This is a genomic window from Pirellulaceae bacterium (genome assembly GCA_029243025.1).
Taxonomy (GTDB): Bacteria; Planctomycetota; Planctomycetia; order Pirellulales; family Pirellulaceae.
The window spans coordinates 1-17,062 of sequence record JAQWSU010000005.1 but is presented as its reverse complement, the minus strand read 5'-3'; the positions used below and the strand labels follow the sequence as shown (position 1 = coordinate 17,062).

Sequence of the window (17,062 nt, the reverse complement as noted above, 5' to 3'; positions counted from 1 at the left end):
TGTCTATCCAAGGTTCACCACCTCGAGCCAAGTCTTTGCCATCAACGCGTGTCCGGCGAGTGAAGGGTGAACACCATCACCGGCCCAGTAAGCCGGTTTGGCACTTTCGACGGCTTGGTTGAACATCTCCTGAAACGGCACCCAGGTGCAATTCATTTCTTCGCCCACGCGCCGGCAGGCTGCGAGTCGTTCATCAAATTCTGGAAACCATTTGTCGTTGATGGCACCACAACGCAATACAAACGGTTCGCAGAGAACGATCTGGGTATCCGGCAACGCTTTTCTTGTGCGTTGGAGCAAGGCAAGTAAACCGTCTTCATAGTCTTTGACGGTGCCATCGTAGTTGCCACCCAGTTTATGCCAGATGTCATTCACGCCAATCAGAATGCTCAATAAATTAGGCTTGAGATCGATGCAGTCTTGCTGCCAGCGTTTTTCGAGATCCGGCACCTTGTTGCCACTGATGCCGCGATTGAAGCATTGAAGGTCTAATTCGGGGTGGTTCGCCAGCAAGTAGGCTGAAATCAGCATCGGGTATCCGTGACCGAGGGCGCCGGTGTTGTTCGCTCCCGTTGCTTGACGGTTTCGTCCGGCATCGGTGATTGAATCGCCTTGGAATAGAACAACGCCTTTACGTGGAATTGAGCTTTCCGCTGCCTGTGCGGTGTTTTGCAGCCAATGGATTGAACTCAGGCCGATGCCAGCTGCTGCGGCGTTGTGGAATAATGAACGTCGAGAAATCCCGGAGCGGTTTGGATCTGCGTGCGACATCAGTGTATCCTTGGGACGACATTTAAGTTGGGGCAAGTAACTTGTGTCAAAGCCTAATTGATCCCATTGATCAACACTAGTCGGTAATTTGGCAACGCAGGCCAGTTCAATTTGAATGCGGATAAGTTGCCCGTATTATTAACTTACAGAGGCACTTTTCCTGACTGGAATCGCCAGTTATTGGCGAATCTGTTAAGGTGAAGAAGTCGAAATAAGTGTCCTCGGAACAAAATCGAATGACTGACGAGAATAAGCCTGGCAACCCGGATGGAAATGGGGATGAAACTTCGAACGGGCCGCATCAACAAGTGCAGGTTCCGGGCGTCACCGCGCGTGTTCCGGCTGCGATCGGCACGGGTGTGATTAGCACGGGGGCCATTGTTATGAATGGCCCGCATGCATTTGTTCTGGATTTCCTGCAACAGATGGGTGTGCCGAACCAGTTGGTCAGTCGGGTGGTCATGCCGCACCAGGTGGTTCCACGCTTCATTCAGGCGTTAGAGCAAAATCTCGCCAACTACGAGGAAAAGTTTGGCGAACCGATGAAACTGCCGAAGCCCGCGAATCCGGCTAAGCGACCGTCGATCCAAGAGGTTTATGACAACATTAAAATTCCAGATGAGGAACTAGCTGGACATTTCTCCGAAGGTGTCATGATTCGGCATTCAGCCGCAGAGTTTTGCTTTGACTTTGTGACGCAATTCTTTCCCAATGCTGCGGTCGCGAGTCGAGTTTTTATGTCGGCTCCCCACGTACCGCCGCTGTTGGAAGCGCTGAAAGGGAACTACCAAAAGTTTCAGGAGAACAAGGGTTCGCAGCCACCCGACTCCACACCGCCTCCAGAAACGCCTGAGTTGCCTAACGATGATCCTGAAACAGATCCTGAAACACCTTAGGTCGGATTAGATGGCTCTGTCGGGTCAGTTAGGGTGTGGAGGTATTCGGCTGCAGCGGCCAAGAATTTCTTGAGCGTTCTTTTATGTAACAAAGCTCGACCCTGGTTCAAGGTGACCCATTTTCTTCGCCGCTGCTCCGCTTCTGGCCAATCGGTTGCGCAGCTCACGACTTCCATGAGGACGACGCGTACGGAGAGGGGAGTATCCCATTTGTAATCGTCAAATCGCCCCAATTCGTGGTCGAGAATCTGTCCGCGGAGTCCGGCTTCTTCGTAGGCTTCTTTGAGGGCCGAATCGGAAAAGGTCTCACCTGGGTCGATAATTCCCTTCGGAAAGATCCAACGCTGTTTTTTGACGGAGGTGATCAGGCAGAACTCAGCCTCCGCAGCCGGTTGTCGGAATGGAATTGCACAGACCTGTTGGATCTGTTTTTTTTCTATTTTGGATTCGTGCATAGGACCGTACTTCGCAAGGATGGTGTCTCGTCGTGCAGCCGTGTTTCCAATCAGTAAACATCCTGTTTGTATGGTGACTGCAGTTGAGGGGCAAGATCGATGGCGCGAAGACGAGTTTGTTTTTTCGAGGCCTCATGGGTGATGCGCGAATCAGCAGCAGTGAATCGCAGCAATCCGGCGGGACTTTGGACTTTGAGGATGTCGACTGGACGATTGTTGTTTCACTAAAATTCTCGAACGGTGTCGCAATGAACGTTCGGCAGTCAAGGAGTTTCCGAAGTGTTCGGCATCGTTGCTTCGACCATCTGTCCGTCGACCAGTTCCGATTCTGGCGCGAGAATGACATGCTCCTTAGCTTTGACGCCGCTGATGATTTCAACTTGAAAGTCATTTTGTAGCCCCACCTGAACCGTTCGTAGTTCTGCTTTCTGCTTTCTGATAACGAATGTCTGCCACGTGCCAGCCGTGCTGCGGAAGACCGCAGATCGCGGTACCACGATCGCCTGTTGGCGCTCGTCCGTGTAGATCTTCACGCGTAGGCGAAATTCGGATCCTAGGTTGATATGTTTCTGCTTCAATTTAGCGAGTTCATCAGGGGCAAATTTGATAATCACATTGACTCGTTGTTGTTCAACACCAAGAGAAGATACCTTGGTGAAACCCTGGGGAAAGATTCTCGACACATGGCCGCCGATCGTTTCCTTGCCGAGTGCCGCCCCTTGAATATCTACGGCGTCATCGTTTTGAATTCGTACTGCATCCTGTGTAAGCACTTCCGCCAAGAGTTCCAGGTTATTTAAGTTGCCGATTTCAAGCAGAACGGCGCCGGCTTGCAGCACACGTTCGTTAGAGACTTCGCGATTGAGTACCGTACCGGCGACTGGTGTGCGAATTTCTGCTCGCTTGCGGTTGCGTTCTGCTTTGTCCTTTTCACCAATTTCATTGTCCCGTAAGAGTTCGAAGATCGTTTTCCCGATCGAATAAATATCACGGTCCAGTTCGTCTTTGCGCAGTTCCACACGGCTTTCGATCAGACTCAATTCGGCCTGATTTCGGCTGGATTCTGCCAGTGTTTTGCGACGAAATAGCTCGGCGACACGACTGAATTCACGTTCATAGAATTCATAGCGTTCTTGACTAGCGATGACAGTTTGTTGGGATTGTTTGATGGTTAACAACATCTGTTCCAGACCTTGGACGTATTGTTCGACGGAGTTTTTCGCCTCTTGTAAATCGGTATCGAGATCCTGGGTGTCCATTCGAGCCACGATCTGATCGGCCGTGACCAAGTCGCCTTCCTCAAGTTCAATCGGCAAAATGCGACCTTGCAAGGGCATCGTGACTCGATGGATTTCAGGCAACTGAGTTTTGGCGGATTCTTCGACGTAGGCACGGATTGTTTGAACTTTGGCCGCGGCTGTGAGTACCGGAATTCCGCGCGGTGAAACGAGGTAGATTCCGACACCGATTCCTGCGACGACCAGCAATCCGATCACGATCCAACGCGCCATTGTGAAATCCCTCTTTCATTCATTCTTTGGTGTTCAGTGCGTCCAACCAGTCGAGTTTTCTCACTGCGCGGTAGACGGGGATATATGCGATCAGGGTAAATAGTAGCCCGAGGAAAACAGTCATCATCAACAGTGAAGTTGGGAGGACGAAGGGGAGGCGGGTCAAGTCCGTGGCGATGAAATGGTTGACGAAGGCGGCAAACCAGTAACCGACAGGCAGTCCCAGAAAAATTCCGATCGTGTTAACGATCAGACTTTCGCGAAGAAAGATTCCTCCGATTTGACGGGGGGTGTAGCCCATTACACGAAATGTGGCGATTTCCTGCCGTCGTTCGGCCAGAGAGATCAAGGAGGATGTGACGATACTGCCACAAAACAAGAGTCCCGCGAACAGGATCAGTAGCGCGTTGACTACACGCAGTGGTTGCAGCAGGATCAATAGCTGCTCTTTTTGTTCACCGAGCGCGGAAAAGCCTTGTAGTTTCGGGGTGTTCTTCAGCCGTTGATAGAATTCTGCGAGACGGGGTGGTGCAAGGTTTACCTCGGCCTGAATCGAGTTTAAGGATCCTTCTTCATTGACGAGCGTATTCAAGAAATTCCAATCGGCATAGGCAGCCGTTCCGACGAAACTTTCTACGATTTTCGAAACTGTCACGTCAATCGGTTTTCGTTCTCCGTTGAGCGGCACGATGCTAATTTGCTCGCCAGCACTGATGTGCAAAATTTCGGCAAGTCGCCGAGTGAGTACCAGTCCATGGTCGGGTAGAACGACGGCGTTGCCCTGACGGTCGCGAGGAACAGTCAAGCGAGCTGTTGGCTGGATGCCCGTTACTGCTCCTTTTTTTTGATGATTCCCGTTGTAGAAAGTGCAGGCCACCGTCAAGATCGGTTCGGCATAGTCGACACCTGGGAAGCGAGTAACTTCGAGGAATCCATCAAAATCGACTTCATCCTTCAGCGTTAGGTCAAAATCACTTACGATCATGCGATCGAAGGTAAAACGGATTAGCTCCCCGAAGGATTCATTGATCTGCAATGTCTGCAGAATCAAAGCAGAACCCATCATGGCGGAGAAGATACCTGTGAAGACTCGGAGCCGATTTCGAAAGAGTCCTCGAATCACCATTTGCCAGCGAAAGCCAAGCTGCTTCCAGAGTGATGTCCAGCGTTCAAGGAACAGTCGTTGAGATGACTCAGGAGCCCTGGGCCGCATGGCTTCCGCGGGACGCAGACGCATGACTTGCGTGACCCCACGAATTGTTCCCGCCACGGCCATCACGGTACTCAGTAAGATGCAAGCAGTGACGATTCCGAGGTAGGGGCGATTAATAATGGCAGAAAATTCATAGAATTGCCGAAACATGTCGAGCATGAATCCGGCCAGCCAATAGCCAAATGCGGCCCCTGCCAAACCGCCCAGCAGACCGACGACAATTCCGTATTTCAGAAAGTGGAGCACCAGTTGCCGATTCGTATAGCCCAGTGCCTTGAGCGTGCCAATGACCGTTCGCTGTTGTTGAGCGAGTCGCATCATCAGCACATCGAGAATCAAGGCTGCGACGGCAAGGAATACGGTTGGCACGATCAGATTAATCGTGCGCAAGCCTCTTAAATCGCTGCTCAACTGTTGATGTGATTCGTGATTCGCCAGCTGTGTGGTCGTTGCCTCCCCGAAACGTTCCAGTTGTTGCTCGAGTTCGCTGGTTACCACCAGCGGTTTCGATCTGCGATCTGCTGTTAGCTTGCCCAAAATCTGATTCGTGGCGCCTTCCAGGTTGGTCGTTTCTGCTGCGAACTGTTCGTTCACGTACAGAATCACAAAACTAGCCTTGTCCGGGATCATTGTTCCTGGGGCCCGGGCAAAAACGAATTCTGAGCTAATCGCCGTTCCAACTACGAGCAACTCTTGTCGACGGTCGTTCAAGAGGACCTGCAGGAGATCACCGGGATTTAGGTTGCGACTTTGGGCGAAACCTTCACTAATAATCACCTCAGCACGACGCGGATCGGTGAAGTAACTGCCACGACGGAGTACCAGATTGTTGATGACTGGGCGGGGATCCATCGGTAGGGAAACGATCCTGCCCGAAAGCGGTTGCGGAACGTCTTCCAGATCGACGGTGACGGGCATCACGATTCGCGCATGTAATTCGGCGATTCCCTCAATTTCACTTAAACGGTCAATTTCCGAGCGAGGCAGCTTTTCGATATCCACCCAAAAATCAGCCATTCGACACTCGGCATAGTAGCTGCGTCGTGACAACTCGAGATTAAAGTATAAGGAGAGGTTCGCCACGTAAGCCGAAACACCGAGGCCAAGGATGCAAATGATCGCAAGCAACAAGCCCTTTGCGGCATACAAATCTCGACGCAGTTTCCGATCCAAAATCGTCACCAAGTCACCTCCTCGGGGGAAATGGGCGACTCGTTGTCACGGTCCTCTGCGATAGTGCCAGATCCTAATCGGATAAGTCGATTTGCGATGCCGGCGATCGCCACGTTATGGGTGATGATAATAACCGTCGTTTGTAAGCGTCGATTAAGGTCAACCAAGGCGCGCAGGACAAGCTGCCCTGTTTCGAGATCGAGGGCCCCAGTGGGTTCATCACAAAGGAGCAGGTCGGGGTTTTTGGCCACGGCTCGGGCAATGGCGACCCGTTGTTGTTCACCCCCAGATAATTGCGATGGGAAGTGATCGAGACGATGCCCCATGTGAACCAACTCCAACGCCTCATCCGCCAACATTGGAGCCTTTGCAATCTCTGTCGCGACGATTACATTTTCGGTCGCCGTGAGAGTGGGTACCAGATTGTAGAACTGAAAGACGAAGCCGATGCGCGCTCGTCGGTACTCGGTAAGCTGCCGTTCCGTGTAGTCGGTGATGTCATGCTCGCGGAAAAAAATCTTTCCCGAACTCGATCGGTCAATTCCACCAATCAAGTTCAGCAGCGTGCTCTTCCCTGAACCCGAGGGTCCTACAATGACCGTGATTTGACCTTCCGCGACCTCTAAGTCGATGTTGTGGAGTACAGGCACTTCCACATCGCCCATGTGGTAAGTCTTGCTGATATCGCAGAGGCGAAGAATAGTCTTTGAGTCATTCATTGAATTCGAAAGTGCAGAGGGAAATTCATCGGGCGGGACGAATTGAGAGTTTCGACGTTTAGCTGATGATCGTAAATGAATCAGATGCTTCCGTATACCTCGCTTCAATTCGGCCCTGTTTCCGATCTGCGGTTGTGCCGGATGTGCGGTAACGGACCGATCGCTGATGCAAAAAGTACCAATTCTATTTGTCGATAGCGGGTAAGATAAGGCTGGCAAAAACATAATCGGCAATGAGTTTGCAACGGATGTTGAACTCGAAATCTGGCGGGTGGTGATCACTGGCCGCGACCATCAGCCGACCTTGAAAGAGTTGATCTGATTTTTTCCACGTGAGTTCAGCATCTTGGAAAGTTAGCTCGATGCGGGCGATCGGAAAGAAAGCTTTGTAAACGCACTCTTTTGCACAGAATAATTGCAACAGCCTTATCCTTTCATCATTTTTTTCGAGGCCAGAGGCTACCCACTTCGCCTCAGCCGTTGTGCAGACGAGATGCGCGATCGAGGTGTCAAACTTCTTGGTGAGGAGTTCGACGTCGAGTCCGATACCAGCGTGATCCTGCTGGTTGGCGACGGCTGCACAAGCGATTTCGCCGCTGTGAGAAATCGCGCCAACAATTCCCTCCGGCCAGATAGGTTCACGCCGAGGCCCCGTCAGGATCGGATCTGTTGGACCTCCGGTTAAATCTTGAAGAGCATGATGAGCAGCAGCTCTTCCACGCGTGAAATGTGTTCGGCGAATTTCAATGGCTCGACTACTTAAGATCTGTTGCTCTTGCTCGTGGAGCTGGAAATCCAGCCCGTCATGAACGGTGTAGCAGCGAAACGCAACAGTGTTCGGGAAAGGTGAATTCAACATCCTGGTGTCACACGGTTTTGAGCTTGATGTTGTTCAGTGTCATTCGGTGTCATTCGGTGAAATTCTCCACTCCGGTCGATCGCTAGGTAGGGCCACGTAACAGCATGCCAACCAGATAGGAAAGCCCAGCGGCTGCCGCCTCCAACAACCAATGTTTCTAGCGCTGACCAAGACCAGCTGGTCCGCACAAACCTTGATTTTGCCGCACCAACTGTGAAGAACGCGATGGCTGTCATCACGATGCTGTTGATGGAGGGGCGGGTGATCAGATCGGGGGCAGCAAGTGCCAGAACAAAGCCCATTAATGGAAAAAGGCCGGCAACGATGAAGGCGAAAAACGTGAAGATTGCCGTTCGTAACGGAGTGAGCTCGGCTAAAGTCATCCCCAATTCCTCTTGCAGCAGCGTGTCAATCCAGCGTTTCTCGTCCGAAGTGATGACTCGGACCACTTGATCCAGTTCGGCACCTTCAAAACGCTCTTTGCTCAGAATCCGACGTCTGTTTTCTCTTTCGCCTGCTGGATACAAATCGATTTGTTTTTTTTTGATTACCTGCACACGAGATAGGAGTTGCTGCTCCGCTCGAGTGGCCTGGTGATTGCCAACCGCCATGCGGAAGTCATCGCCGATTAAAGTGGCGAACTCCAGGACCGCGACAAAGCCAGAGGATCGCCGGGCACCGGCAACTCCCGAGACGATTGCGAAGGTTGTAATTGGGCCGTCAATTGCGGCAAAAATAAAGTCACGGAGGTATCCCTGGCCCGAACTTTCGGCCAATTTTGCCCGAATCGCCTCCGGGGTGTGGGAAGCGATCAATTCATCCAGTGATTCTGACTTGTCTTGAACCACGTTTGTTCCAATTGACCCGGGATTTTGCGTTAAGACGGCCTAGTTTACTGCGATTTGCAGTTTGAATCGAGCGATGATCGTTCACGCAGGCTGTTTTGAGTGACAAGCCTTTTGTGACCGGCGATTCACTGCTAGAATCTGAGATCTTGTATGAGAGTAGGGATGCCAAGCAGTTAAGTGTAGGCTGAATCTGCGGTCTCTCTCCCGGGGGCAGCGGGAGAAGATTCCGGCTGACGCACAGCGTCAGCTTTCCAGTCCCTTCACTGTGATATTTGAGGCTGTAGCTCAGTTGGCAGAGCAACGGACTTTTAATCCGTAGGTCCTGGGTTCGAGCCCCAGCAGCCTCATTCTGGGGACGATCTTGACCCCCAGCCGGCCCCTTGTTCAGTCCGAACAGTGGCAAGGATCCCGCGGTATTTCATCCGCCAGCAGGTGGCCTGTCTCCTCGACTATTCTTGCTGAGTATCGGAGAAACTAGTCGAAAGTCGATGCTTGCCGCCCGGGCTTGGTGTTTGTCTGACGTATCCGACAACGTTGGGTGACCGTTATTTGCGGCCGATCCGAAAGAGATGCTCTGCTGTTCGGATGAGCAGTGAATCACCTGCGACAGCGAATGACGCAAGCGATCTCTCGTCAAGATCGTTGCGGGCGACTTCCTTAAATTCCGGTCGGCCATCAATCACGATGCACTCGCCTGCTTCACTTTGGAGGTAGATACTTCCGTTTGCATAAAGGGGGGATGCGGAAAAGTTTCCTCCAATTCGTTCTTGCCATTTTTCTTCCCCCGTCTTTGCATCCACGCAAGTTGCAATTCCACGATCGGAAACCATGTACAGATGGTCTTCAATTAATAGCATGGAGGGTGTATGCGGGGCCCCTCGGCTTAGGGTCCACGCAACGTGTGAGTCGGTGACATCGCCCTTGCCGTCTGGCCGAATAGCCAAGACTTTCGGCGAATCATAACCGGTGCCCAGGAATACTAGGCCGTGGCCAAATACCGGGCGGGGAATCACGCTGTAGCCTTCGTAGTTGACATGCCAGATTTCGCGACCGTCACGCGGGTTGTAAGCCCATACTGAATTGCTGCCGGGACTAATCAGTTGCGGTTGTCCATTCACTTCAATCACCAACGGCGTGCTGAACGAAAACGTACGATCGGCGTCAGATTCTCGTTGTTTGCGCCAAATCAGCTTTCCTGTGCCTTTGTCCAACGCAGCAATGAATGGATCGGAACCGCCATCACAGCTGAAAATCAACAGATCCTGGAAGAGGATCGGTGAACCTCCGTTACCATGAACGGGAGCGTATTCTAGATTGCGATTTTTCCAAACGGTCTCCCCGTCGGTGTTGATGCAGGCGGTTCCCTGATGTCCAAAGTGAACGTAAATATGATCGTTTTCGATCACTGGTGTAGGGCTGGCGTGGCTGTTCTTGCTGTGAATCTCAGGTGCGTTATCAGCCGTTTGCCGAAAAACCTCGATCTGATTTTCCACGGTACCCGTTTTAAGATCGATCACTATCAGCTGCAGCGAAAGATCTTTTGAGTCAACAATTGGTACGGCTGCAGTTAAAAAGATAAGACCGTTCTGAATGACAGGCGATGACCAGCCTGTACCCGGCAAGGGACATTTCCAGAGCAAATTGTTCTGTTGTGAATCCCATTCGATCGGTGGTCTCGAACTCGCATGACCTTGACCGGTCGGACCACGAAATTCCGTCCATTCTTGGGCCAGGGCAGGGCAGCTTAAAAGAACTACTATCGTGAGCGACTGAATCGGGGGCATCTTACGAACTCATAGGCGGATGTTTGTGATTTGGAGGCGTTCGAGAAACGGAAGTCGATCTTCGCTTTCCTCGTTGCAAAGCGTGGTCGGGCAGGTCGAGCAATTTTCTATTTTTAGCGATCTCGTTCTTGCTTGGCATTCATTTCGATATTTTGGCAGCTTAGGTTGATGGGTCAGCTGAGCTGGAATCTGGGTTTCGGGAAACCATGAGATTTTTAGAAGGCACGCCAACTCAATCGGGGTGTCGCTCAAGAACTAGCAGGCAAACTTCCTACGAAAACATCGACGGGCAATTTGGGAGGTTCTGATCTTGCTGAACCAGCTCAGGAAGGCCCTGTATTTAAGGATTGCATCTATCGTCTTACCCGACTGTGACGCAGATGTGTCTACCATTTGCAGATCCTTTCTCTTTTTTCTGCTCGATAAAGTGCGTTTTTCGGCACACAATAGTGGCGAGTCGCACACTCTCGCCGCACTACTTGAAAATGGTCTTGGAATCGTCGATTATTTTCATATTCGCAATAGTCAACGAATGCTTAACTTATCAATAAAACTGCAGCGGGGCTACAAAAAATGGTCAATTCCAGTCAAAGTGACCCCATTCATCGCATTCTCTGCCCGATTGATTTTTCACCGACTTCGGAAAAAGCCTTTGCCTACGCCACGCGAATTGCACGGCATTCAGGCGGCACGATTGTTTTGTTTCACGCCTTTGATGTGCCCGATTCGTGGTCAGCCGGTGGTCGCATCGACGAAGTTGATCAGGAATTAAAAAATAAGTTGCTTTCGATCAGCGCTGACTCTGCTGATCTGAAGATTGAACGAGTGGCACACGGTGGACCAGCGGGTCCAGTAATATGTTGGGTGGCGCAGGAGCAAAAATGCGATTTGATGGTGATCGGAACTCATGGTCGGCTCGGAATCTCTCACTTACTGTTGGGAAGTGTGGCCGAGTACTGTGTTCGTCATGCACCTTGTCCAGTGCTCACGGTGCGTAATCGGTCGGACGCTGAATTGCCGCTCGAAGAGCCCGAATTCTATATTCCAATGCCTCCGGTCATGTAAACATACGGGAGATAGGTTGGGAAAGTAGTGAATCGTTACGGACCATTGACTGTCGTAAGGCATTCTTGTGAAAGAGGGTGGCAACACTGCTGTTGCTTGAAGTGGTGTCGTTCTTGCTGAATGAGCAAATGGACCGTTGGTAAGAAAACACAGAAGCCGATGGAATGAATAACTTTTATTTAAAAAGGGTTTTTTGATGACCAGAACTCACCTGACGCTTAGAGCGAGCGAAAGCGTCGTCGCAGCGGCGGCTGCTAACATCTATTCCGCCTATATTGTTGCTGGGCTTGTCCGTGAGGGGAGCGAATCTGATTGGATTGACCGAGCCGTTAAGGAGGCGATTCAGATCGCTCAGCGATCGGATGAGCTTGTGGTAAGCGATTCCGAGATGGGCTAACTGCAATTGTGAGAATTGTGTTCTTGAGTTGGTTTTCTGGGAGGCGGTGATGAGCTTTTTTCGAATCATCTTTGCGGGCATGATTCTTTGTTCGACTGTCCAATCGCTTGTGGCAGACGGGAATCGGCTGAATTATCTAAATGGCCCCCTCGATCCATATTACGTTTCTCGCGATTTTGCTCGTTTGACAACGCCGCAGTGGGTAGGTGAGACCGGTGTAGATGCGGTCATCGTTTTGGCCATCGATGACATGCGAGATCCGGCGAAGTATGAGAATTATCTTCGACCGATCTTGAATCGACTCAAACAGAACGATGGTCGGGCGCCAGTCAGCATCATGACGAATCAAGTTGATCCCCAGTTACCTTTGCTCAGTGATTGGGTTCAAGAAGGATTGTCGATTGAGATCCACACAATCGATCATCCATGTCCGCTGTTGCACGGTGGTGACTTCCAGAAAGCCAAGCAGACGTATGATCAGTGTGTTGACTTAATGACCCGGATTCCAGGAAACCACCCGGTTGCGTTTCGGATGCCTTGTTGTGATTCGATGAACACGCCCAGTCCACGATTCTGGGCTGAGATTTTTAACAAAAAAACGGTGGCTGGAAATTTTTTGCGCATCGATAGCTCTGTGTTTAACATCACGACGCAAGCGGACTCCGAGTTGCCAGAAGGAATTACGACCGATTCGGCCGGACGCCCGCGATTTCGTAAATATCTGCCATTTCCCTCCTTTGTGAACACGATCGAAGATTATCCATATCCCTATGTCATCGGAAAGATTTGTTGGGAGCTGCCTTGCGTCGTGCCGTCTGATTGGGAAGCTCAAAATCTTCATCAGCCCAACAATCCGCAAACGGTCACGGACCTGAAACGGGCTCTCGATGCGGTGGTTCAGAAGGAAGGTGTCTTTGATCTGGTCTTCCATCCGCATGGTTGGATGCGCAGCGATCAAGTCGTGGAGTTGATTGACTATTCGATGGAAACGTACGGCTCACGAGTCAAGTATCTGACGTTCGGTGAGGTACACGATCGTCTTTCAAAAAATCTCATGAAGGGGGCGGAATTACGTGACGCATCGGGCGCCGACGCCGGACTGCGGATGCTGGATCTGAACGGTGACGGCTGGATGGATTTGTTGATTCCTGATGCTGATGGTTTACTGACGACACGTGTTTGGTCTCCCGAGGCCACGGTGTGGCGAGATTCTCAAGATCAGTTGTCCCTTGAGAATTCATCGTTTGGCGTGATCGAAGGGGATTTGGCCTCGTTCATTGCAATCGATCAACAGCCTCTGAAAGTCGCCACGCACTCGGAGCAGGGCTGGCGGGTGAAGCCGATTGAGCTTGCTGCCAATTCGGTCAGTCCTGAGTGGCAAAAGCGAATCAAGCAGCCGGGGAAGAGTCTGCGAATATTGCTCTTTGATTTAGATGCTGACGGTCGCTGTGAACTCTTGCTGCAGGATGGAAAGTCGAGTCTGATTTTGCAGATCGATTCGGAAGGGCAGTGGAGCGCGCTTTCCTTCGGAATTCCGTCCCAGATCGATTTGCCTGCATTTGGTGGGGAGGCTGCTTGGCGATTCATCGACCTTAATGATGACCAGGGCATCGACATTGTGTTTTCTGATGCAAATCGCGAAGCGGTTTTCGTTTGGCAGTCAAAAGATCGTGGCTGGTTGCGAATCATGGGGCATGATCGGCGCCAGGATGAGGCGAACTCCGAGCGAATCTCTATTCCGTCGCTGCTTCGCGCCGATGGAACGAGCAACGGTGCCTGGATCCATTCGAAACACATTTGGTTTCAGAATGAGGATACTGACCGATTGTCCGACAAGGTTGACCGCGTTTCATTTGGCCAATTATTGAAATCAACCGACTAGCTTTCATCGAGTGTGGATACTCGAAACAAGTGGCAATGTCATGAACTTTCGCTCAGGAAGGCAAATCGAGCCACCGATTCTCCGTTGATTTCCACGGATTCGAGAAACATCTGTTTCGGGCGTACCCAGAGGCCTCGCTCGCCATACTCCTGTCGATAGACGACGAGTTCTTCGTCGGTTTCGCTGTGACGAGCTACACCGAGAACGGTGTACTCATTTCCTTTGTAATGGCGGTATCTTCCGAGCTTCATGGCGATTTCCTTTCTGTGTTGAGTGCCTGTTGAAGTGGGCAGTTTGCAGTGGCTAACTCGCCAACTCGGTATCGATTTAGGAGCTCTTTGGACCGTTCGGCCAGCATTCGTCGCACTTCACGACGTTTGCCTCTGACGCGGGGAATTCGCATGGAGTCGTAGGCTGTCGTTTGATGACGTAGCCAGGCAATTACCGCTGCCTCCGCGCGTTTTTCAACGGGAATTCTTTGTGTGCGGGCGACCGTACCGCTGCCGACTGGAGTCGCGTGAGCGGTGACAACTTTCGCCAATTGTTCGGCCAGTTTGTTGTAGTCGGGGTGGAAGTCGAGAAAAGCGAAAATCTCGCGATTGAAATCGTTCACGTAGGCCGCTTGGCTTTTTTCTCGGCGTCGTGAATCGGCAAGCCGACGTTTGCGATACGATTCAGTGGATCTTTCGGCCGCCAGTTCGCCGCGAATTCGTTCGATCGTAGCTTCCGGTGCGCAAACGCCTTTCGAGAAAACTCGTCTTCCCTTCTTTTCTTTCACAAGCCAGTGGTCCCCCGCTGCCTTGACGCGGCGAGTTAGGCCGGCGTCACCAGGCGCTAGCAATACCCAACCTGACGGAATCCGCTGAAGGCTGCCATCGGAGCTGCGAACCAAATTCGGCGATGGCCCCGGCGAGTAGATGTTTCCCGACATATCAAACAGCGTCCTTGCCTGTGGAAATAGAAAAAGCGGATTTCTTGTCCGAAACGACCTCAAGGGCGACAAATAACAGGGTGACAGGAATTGAGCTTTGACCTCGACCCAACGCAAACGGTTGGCGGGGAAATAGTGAATTACCAATCCAGCCTTGTCGTTTGGCCATTCTTTTCCAAATTACCGCCGACAGCGTGAAGTGTCAGATCAACGCCATTTGTATCGAAGATTGCGTCGATCCAGCCCACTGGTTCAGAAGCTCCGAAGGGGTAACCGACAGCGGGGAGGTTAACCAAAAAAAGATCGCCCCGCCGATCGATTTTATATCGATGCGAATGGCCATAAAAAACAGCTTTGACGTTTTTATGGGGTTCGATGATGCGAAAAAGACGATCGACGTCTAGCAGTTCGCCGTCGCCGTCGCCCAAACTATGGTGCACAAACAAAACCGTGGGCCGGTTGTCGGCATCGGTCAGGTATTTGGCAAGCCAGCGACGCTGTGTCTTGCCCAGCAGACCCGCCGTCTTGTCGACATAGAGGAGTGAGTCCAACACGATGGTGCGAACCGTCGGGTGTTCGACAACAAGCACATTTTTGCCGTTTACCGATTGGCGATTGGTGTCATCTTTGCCACTAAATATTTTGGAAAAATTGTCACGATCATCGTGATTGCCAAGGCCGATGTAGACAGGACTTTGTTGGGCCAGTGGCTCCAGCAGTCCTTTGAGCATTTGATAGTCTTCAAGATTTCCCATTAAGCGAGCCGCATCACCGTTGATGATGGTCGCTGCCGGTTTTCGTTCGGTAACTTGAGGGATGACTTGTTTTAAGTTTTGGACTGGCGCGAAGCCGCGATAGGTTTCGGTCGCGTCGGATGGGATATGCGTGTCTGAGAGCAATGCGATTTGATAGGCAGCAGTGGAATCTTGGTTTGCCCGCGCTGGTTGCGGGCGAACGACGAGTGCACCCAAGAATCCTGTGCTGATTTTCAGAAAGTCTGTGCGTGAGATGGGTTGGTGGAAGATGGCTGGCATGGGCAGGGCGACCGGGTGGAAGGAGGGATGGATGAACTCAGGTTATTTTATTCTGAAGTAAGTTCGCTACGAAATCCAGTAAATAGGCTGGGGGGATTTTACTGAGCGCGCACGAAAAAACCGCTCCGGGCTGGCTCAGCCCGGGCGGCTTTCGTCTTTTTCAATCGGCAGTTGTCATTCGCTTTGTGACGAATGACGCGACCTCTGCTATACACAAGACTATGTCCACAACTTCTGATGCGGGTTACCCCAAACATCAGCGATCAATATCCTTAGAAAGGAGGTGATCCAGCCGCAGGTTCCCCTACGGCTACCTTGTTACGACTTAGTCCCAATCGCGGAGTTCACCTTCGGCGCTTGCTTCCCTTGCGGGTTAGCTCAGCGACTTCGGGCGCACCCCACTTTCGTGGCTTGACGGGCGGTGTGTACAAGGCTCAGGAACATATTCACCGCGGTATGCTGACCCGCGATTACTAGCGATTCCGGCTTCATGCAGGCGAGTTGCAGCCTGCAATCCGAACTGAGCGCCACTTTTTGGGATTTGCTTGCTCTCGCGAGGTTGCTTCCCTTTGTATGACGCATTGTAGGACGTGTGCAGCCCTGGTCATAAAGGCCATGAGGACTTGACGTCATCCCCGCCTTCCTCCGGTTTAACACCGGCAGTCTCTCTAGAGTCCCCGCCATAACGCGCTGGCAACTAGAGATAAGGGTTTCGCTCGTTAAGGGACTTAACCCGACATCTCACGACACGAGCTGACGACAGCCATGCAGCACCTGTGCAAGGGCTCCCCGAAAGGCACCCCTCCCTTTCAAGAGGGTTCCCAAGCATGTCAAGACCAGGATAAGGTTCTTCGCGTATCCTCGAATTAAGCCACATCCTCCACCGCTTGTGTGAGCCCCCGTCAATTCCTTTGAGTTTCAGCCTTGCGACCATACTCCCCAGGCGCTGTACTTAACACTTTCGCTACGTCCGAGAGGGTGTGGAAGCCCCCACAGACTAGTACAGATCGTTTACAGCTAGGACTACCGGGGTATCTAATCCCGTTCGCTCCCCTAGCTTTCGTGCCTCAGCGTCAGAAAAGTCCCAGTAAGCCGCTTTCGCCACCGGTGTTCCTGATGATATCAACGCATTTCACCGCTCCACCATCAGTTCCGCTTACCTCTGACTTCCTCAAGCTACATGGTTTCAGACGCAGTTCCACGGTTGAGCCGTGGGATTTCACATCTGACCTTTGTAGCCGCCTACGCACCCTTTAAGCCCAGTGATTCCGAATAACGTTCGCACAGTTCGTATTACCGCGGCTGCTGGCACGAACTTAGCCTGTGCTTCCTCTTAGGATCGGTCAAAATTTCCTCCCCTATGACAGCGGTTTACAACCCGAAGGCCTTCATCCCGCACGCGGCGTCGCTCCGTCAGACTTTCGTCCATTGCGGAAGATTCTCGACTGCAGCCACCCGTAGGTGTCTGGGCAGTGTCTCAGTCCCAGTGAGACGGGCCATGCTCTCACACCCGCTAACCATCTT

15 protein-coding genes, 1 tRNA gene and 1 rRNA gene are annotated in these 17,062 nt (G+C 51.8%); 5 read left to right on the top strand and 12 right to left on the bottom strand.

All coding sequences use genetic code 11. The features are described from left to right. Positions 1-3: 3 nt before the first annotated feature. Complete coding sequence (locus P8N76_01785) at positions 4-771, bottom strand: SGNH/GDSL hydrolase family protein (protein MDG2380380.1); 768 nt, start codon at positions 769-771, stop codon at positions 4-6. A gap of 236 nt (positions 772-1,007) precedes the next feature. Here P8N76_01785 and P8N76_01780 point away from each other — a divergent pair, with 236 nt between their 5' ends. Then, entirely contained in the window at positions 1,008-1,667 is a 660-nt protein-coding gene (locus tag P8N76_01780; GenBank protein MDG2380379.1) for a DUF3467 domain-containing protein, read from the top strand. On the opposite strand, the gene P8N76_01775 is transcribed toward P8N76_01780, so the two are convergent. The 6 genes from P8N76_01775 to P8N76_01750 form a co-directional block, all read right to left on the bottom strand. Further along, positions 1,664-2,122, bottom strand: a complete 459-nt coding sequence (locus P8N76_01775) for an NUDIX hydrolase (protein MDG2380378.1) — start codon at positions 2,120-2,122, stop codon at positions 1,664-1,666. The two genes, P8N76_01780 and P8N76_01775, sit on opposite strands and share 4 nt — an antisense overlap. Positions 2,123-2,385: 263 nt before the next feature. Further along, positions 2,386-3,633 carry an efflux RND transporter periplasmic adaptor subunit gene (locus tag P8N76_01770; GenBank protein ID MDG2380377.1) on the bottom strand — a complete coding sequence of 416 codons (1,248 nt, stop codon included), beginning with the start codon at positions 3,631-3,633 and terminating at the stop codon, positions 2,386-2,388. 19 nt (positions 3,634-3,652) lie between these two features. Then, positions 3,653-6,028 carry an FtsX-like permease family protein gene (locus tag P8N76_01765; GenBank protein MDG2380376.1) on the bottom strand — a complete coding sequence of 792 codons (2,376 nt, stop codon included), beginning with the start codon at positions 6,026-6,028 and terminating at the stop codon, positions 3,653-3,655. After that, positions 6,025-6,738 (bottom strand): ABC transporter ATP-binding protein, encoded by a 714-nt coding sequence (locus tag P8N76_01760; GenBank protein ID MDG2380375.1) that lies wholly within the window; start codon positions 6,736-6,738, stop codon positions 6,025-6,027. The genes P8N76_01765 and P8N76_01760 overlap by 4 nt, the downstream gene beginning before the upstream one ends. A gap of 184 nt (positions 6,739-6,922) precedes the next feature. After that, complete coding sequence (locus tag P8N76_01755; GenBank protein ID MDG2380374.1) at positions 6,923-7,597, bottom strand: 4'-phosphopantetheinyl transferase superfamily protein; 675 nt, start codon at positions 7,595-7,597, stop codon at positions 6,923-6,925. After that, positions 7,591-8,445 carry a VIT1/CCC1 transporter family protein gene (locus tag P8N76_01750; GenBank protein ID MDG2380373.1) on the bottom strand — a complete coding sequence of 285 codons (855 nt, stop codon included), beginning with the start codon at positions 8,443-8,445 and terminating at the stop codon, positions 7,591-7,593. The genes P8N76_01755 and P8N76_01750 overlap by 7 nt, the downstream gene beginning before the upstream one ends. Before the next feature lie 274 nt (positions 8,446-8,719). Here P8N76_01750 and P8N76_01745 point away from each other — a divergent pair. After that, positions 8,720-8,792 (top strand) — tRNA-Lys (locus P8N76_01745). 198 nt (positions 8,793-8,990) lie between these two features. Here P8N76_01745 and P8N76_01740 read toward each other — a convergent pair. After that, a complete protein-coding gene (locus P8N76_01740; GenBank protein ID MDG2380372.1) occupies positions 8,991-10,229 on the bottom strand; it encodes a PQQ-binding-like beta-propeller repeat protein in 1,239 nt (412 codons plus the stop codon). Positions 10,230-10,802: 573 nt separating this feature from the next. Between P8N76_01740 and P8N76_01735 the strand changes: the two genes are divergently transcribed. The 3 genes from P8N76_01735 (at position 10,803) to P8N76_01725 (ending at position 13,573) form a co-directional block, all read left to right on the top strand. After that, complete coding sequence (locus P8N76_01735; GenBank protein MDG2380371.1) at positions 10,803-11,294, top strand: universal stress protein; 492 nt, start codon at positions 10,803-10,805, stop codon at positions 11,292-11,294. Positions 11,295-11,490: 196 nt separating this feature from the next. Then, the gene (locus P8N76_01730) at positions 11,491-11,691 is read left to right on the top strand and encodes a hypothetical protein (protein ID MDG2380370.1); all 201 of its coding nucleotides are present in this window, start codon (positions 11,491-11,493) and stop codon (positions 11,689-11,691) included. A gap of 49 nt (positions 11,692-11,740) precedes the next feature. After that, positions 11,741-13,573, top strand: a complete 1,833-nt coding sequence (locus P8N76_01725; GenBank protein ID MDG2380369.1) for a polysaccharide deacetylase family protein — start codon at positions 11,741-11,743, stop codon at positions 13,571-13,573. A 38-nt stretch (positions 13,574-13,611) separates the two neighbouring features. On the opposite strand, the gene P8N76_01720 is transcribed toward P8N76_01725, so the two are convergent. The 4 genes from P8N76_01720 to P8N76_01705 all read right to left on the bottom strand — a co-directional run. Further along, on the bottom strand, positions 13,612-13,824 hold the full coding sequence (locus tag P8N76_01720; GenBank protein MDG2380368.1) for a DUF1653 domain-containing protein: 213 nt from the start codon (positions 13,822-13,824) through the stop codon (positions 13,612-13,614). After that, complete coding sequence (locus P8N76_01715) at positions 13,821-14,504, bottom strand: DUF2293 domain-containing protein (protein ID MDG2380367.1); 684 nt, start codon at positions 14,502-14,504, stop codon at positions 13,821-13,823. Before P8N76_01715 ends, P8N76_01720 begins: the two co-directional genes overlap by 4 nt. A gap of 140 nt (positions 14,505-14,644) precedes the next feature. Further along, on the bottom strand, positions 14,645-15,538 hold the full coding sequence (locus P8N76_01710) for a metallophosphoesterase (GenBank protein MDG2380366.1): 894 nt from the start codon (positions 15,536-15,538) through the stop codon (positions 14,645-14,647). 276 nt (positions 15,539-15,814) lie between these two features. Next, a 16S ribosomal RNA gene (locus tag P8N76_01705) occupies positions 15,815-17,062 on the bottom strand; the annotation flags it as partial.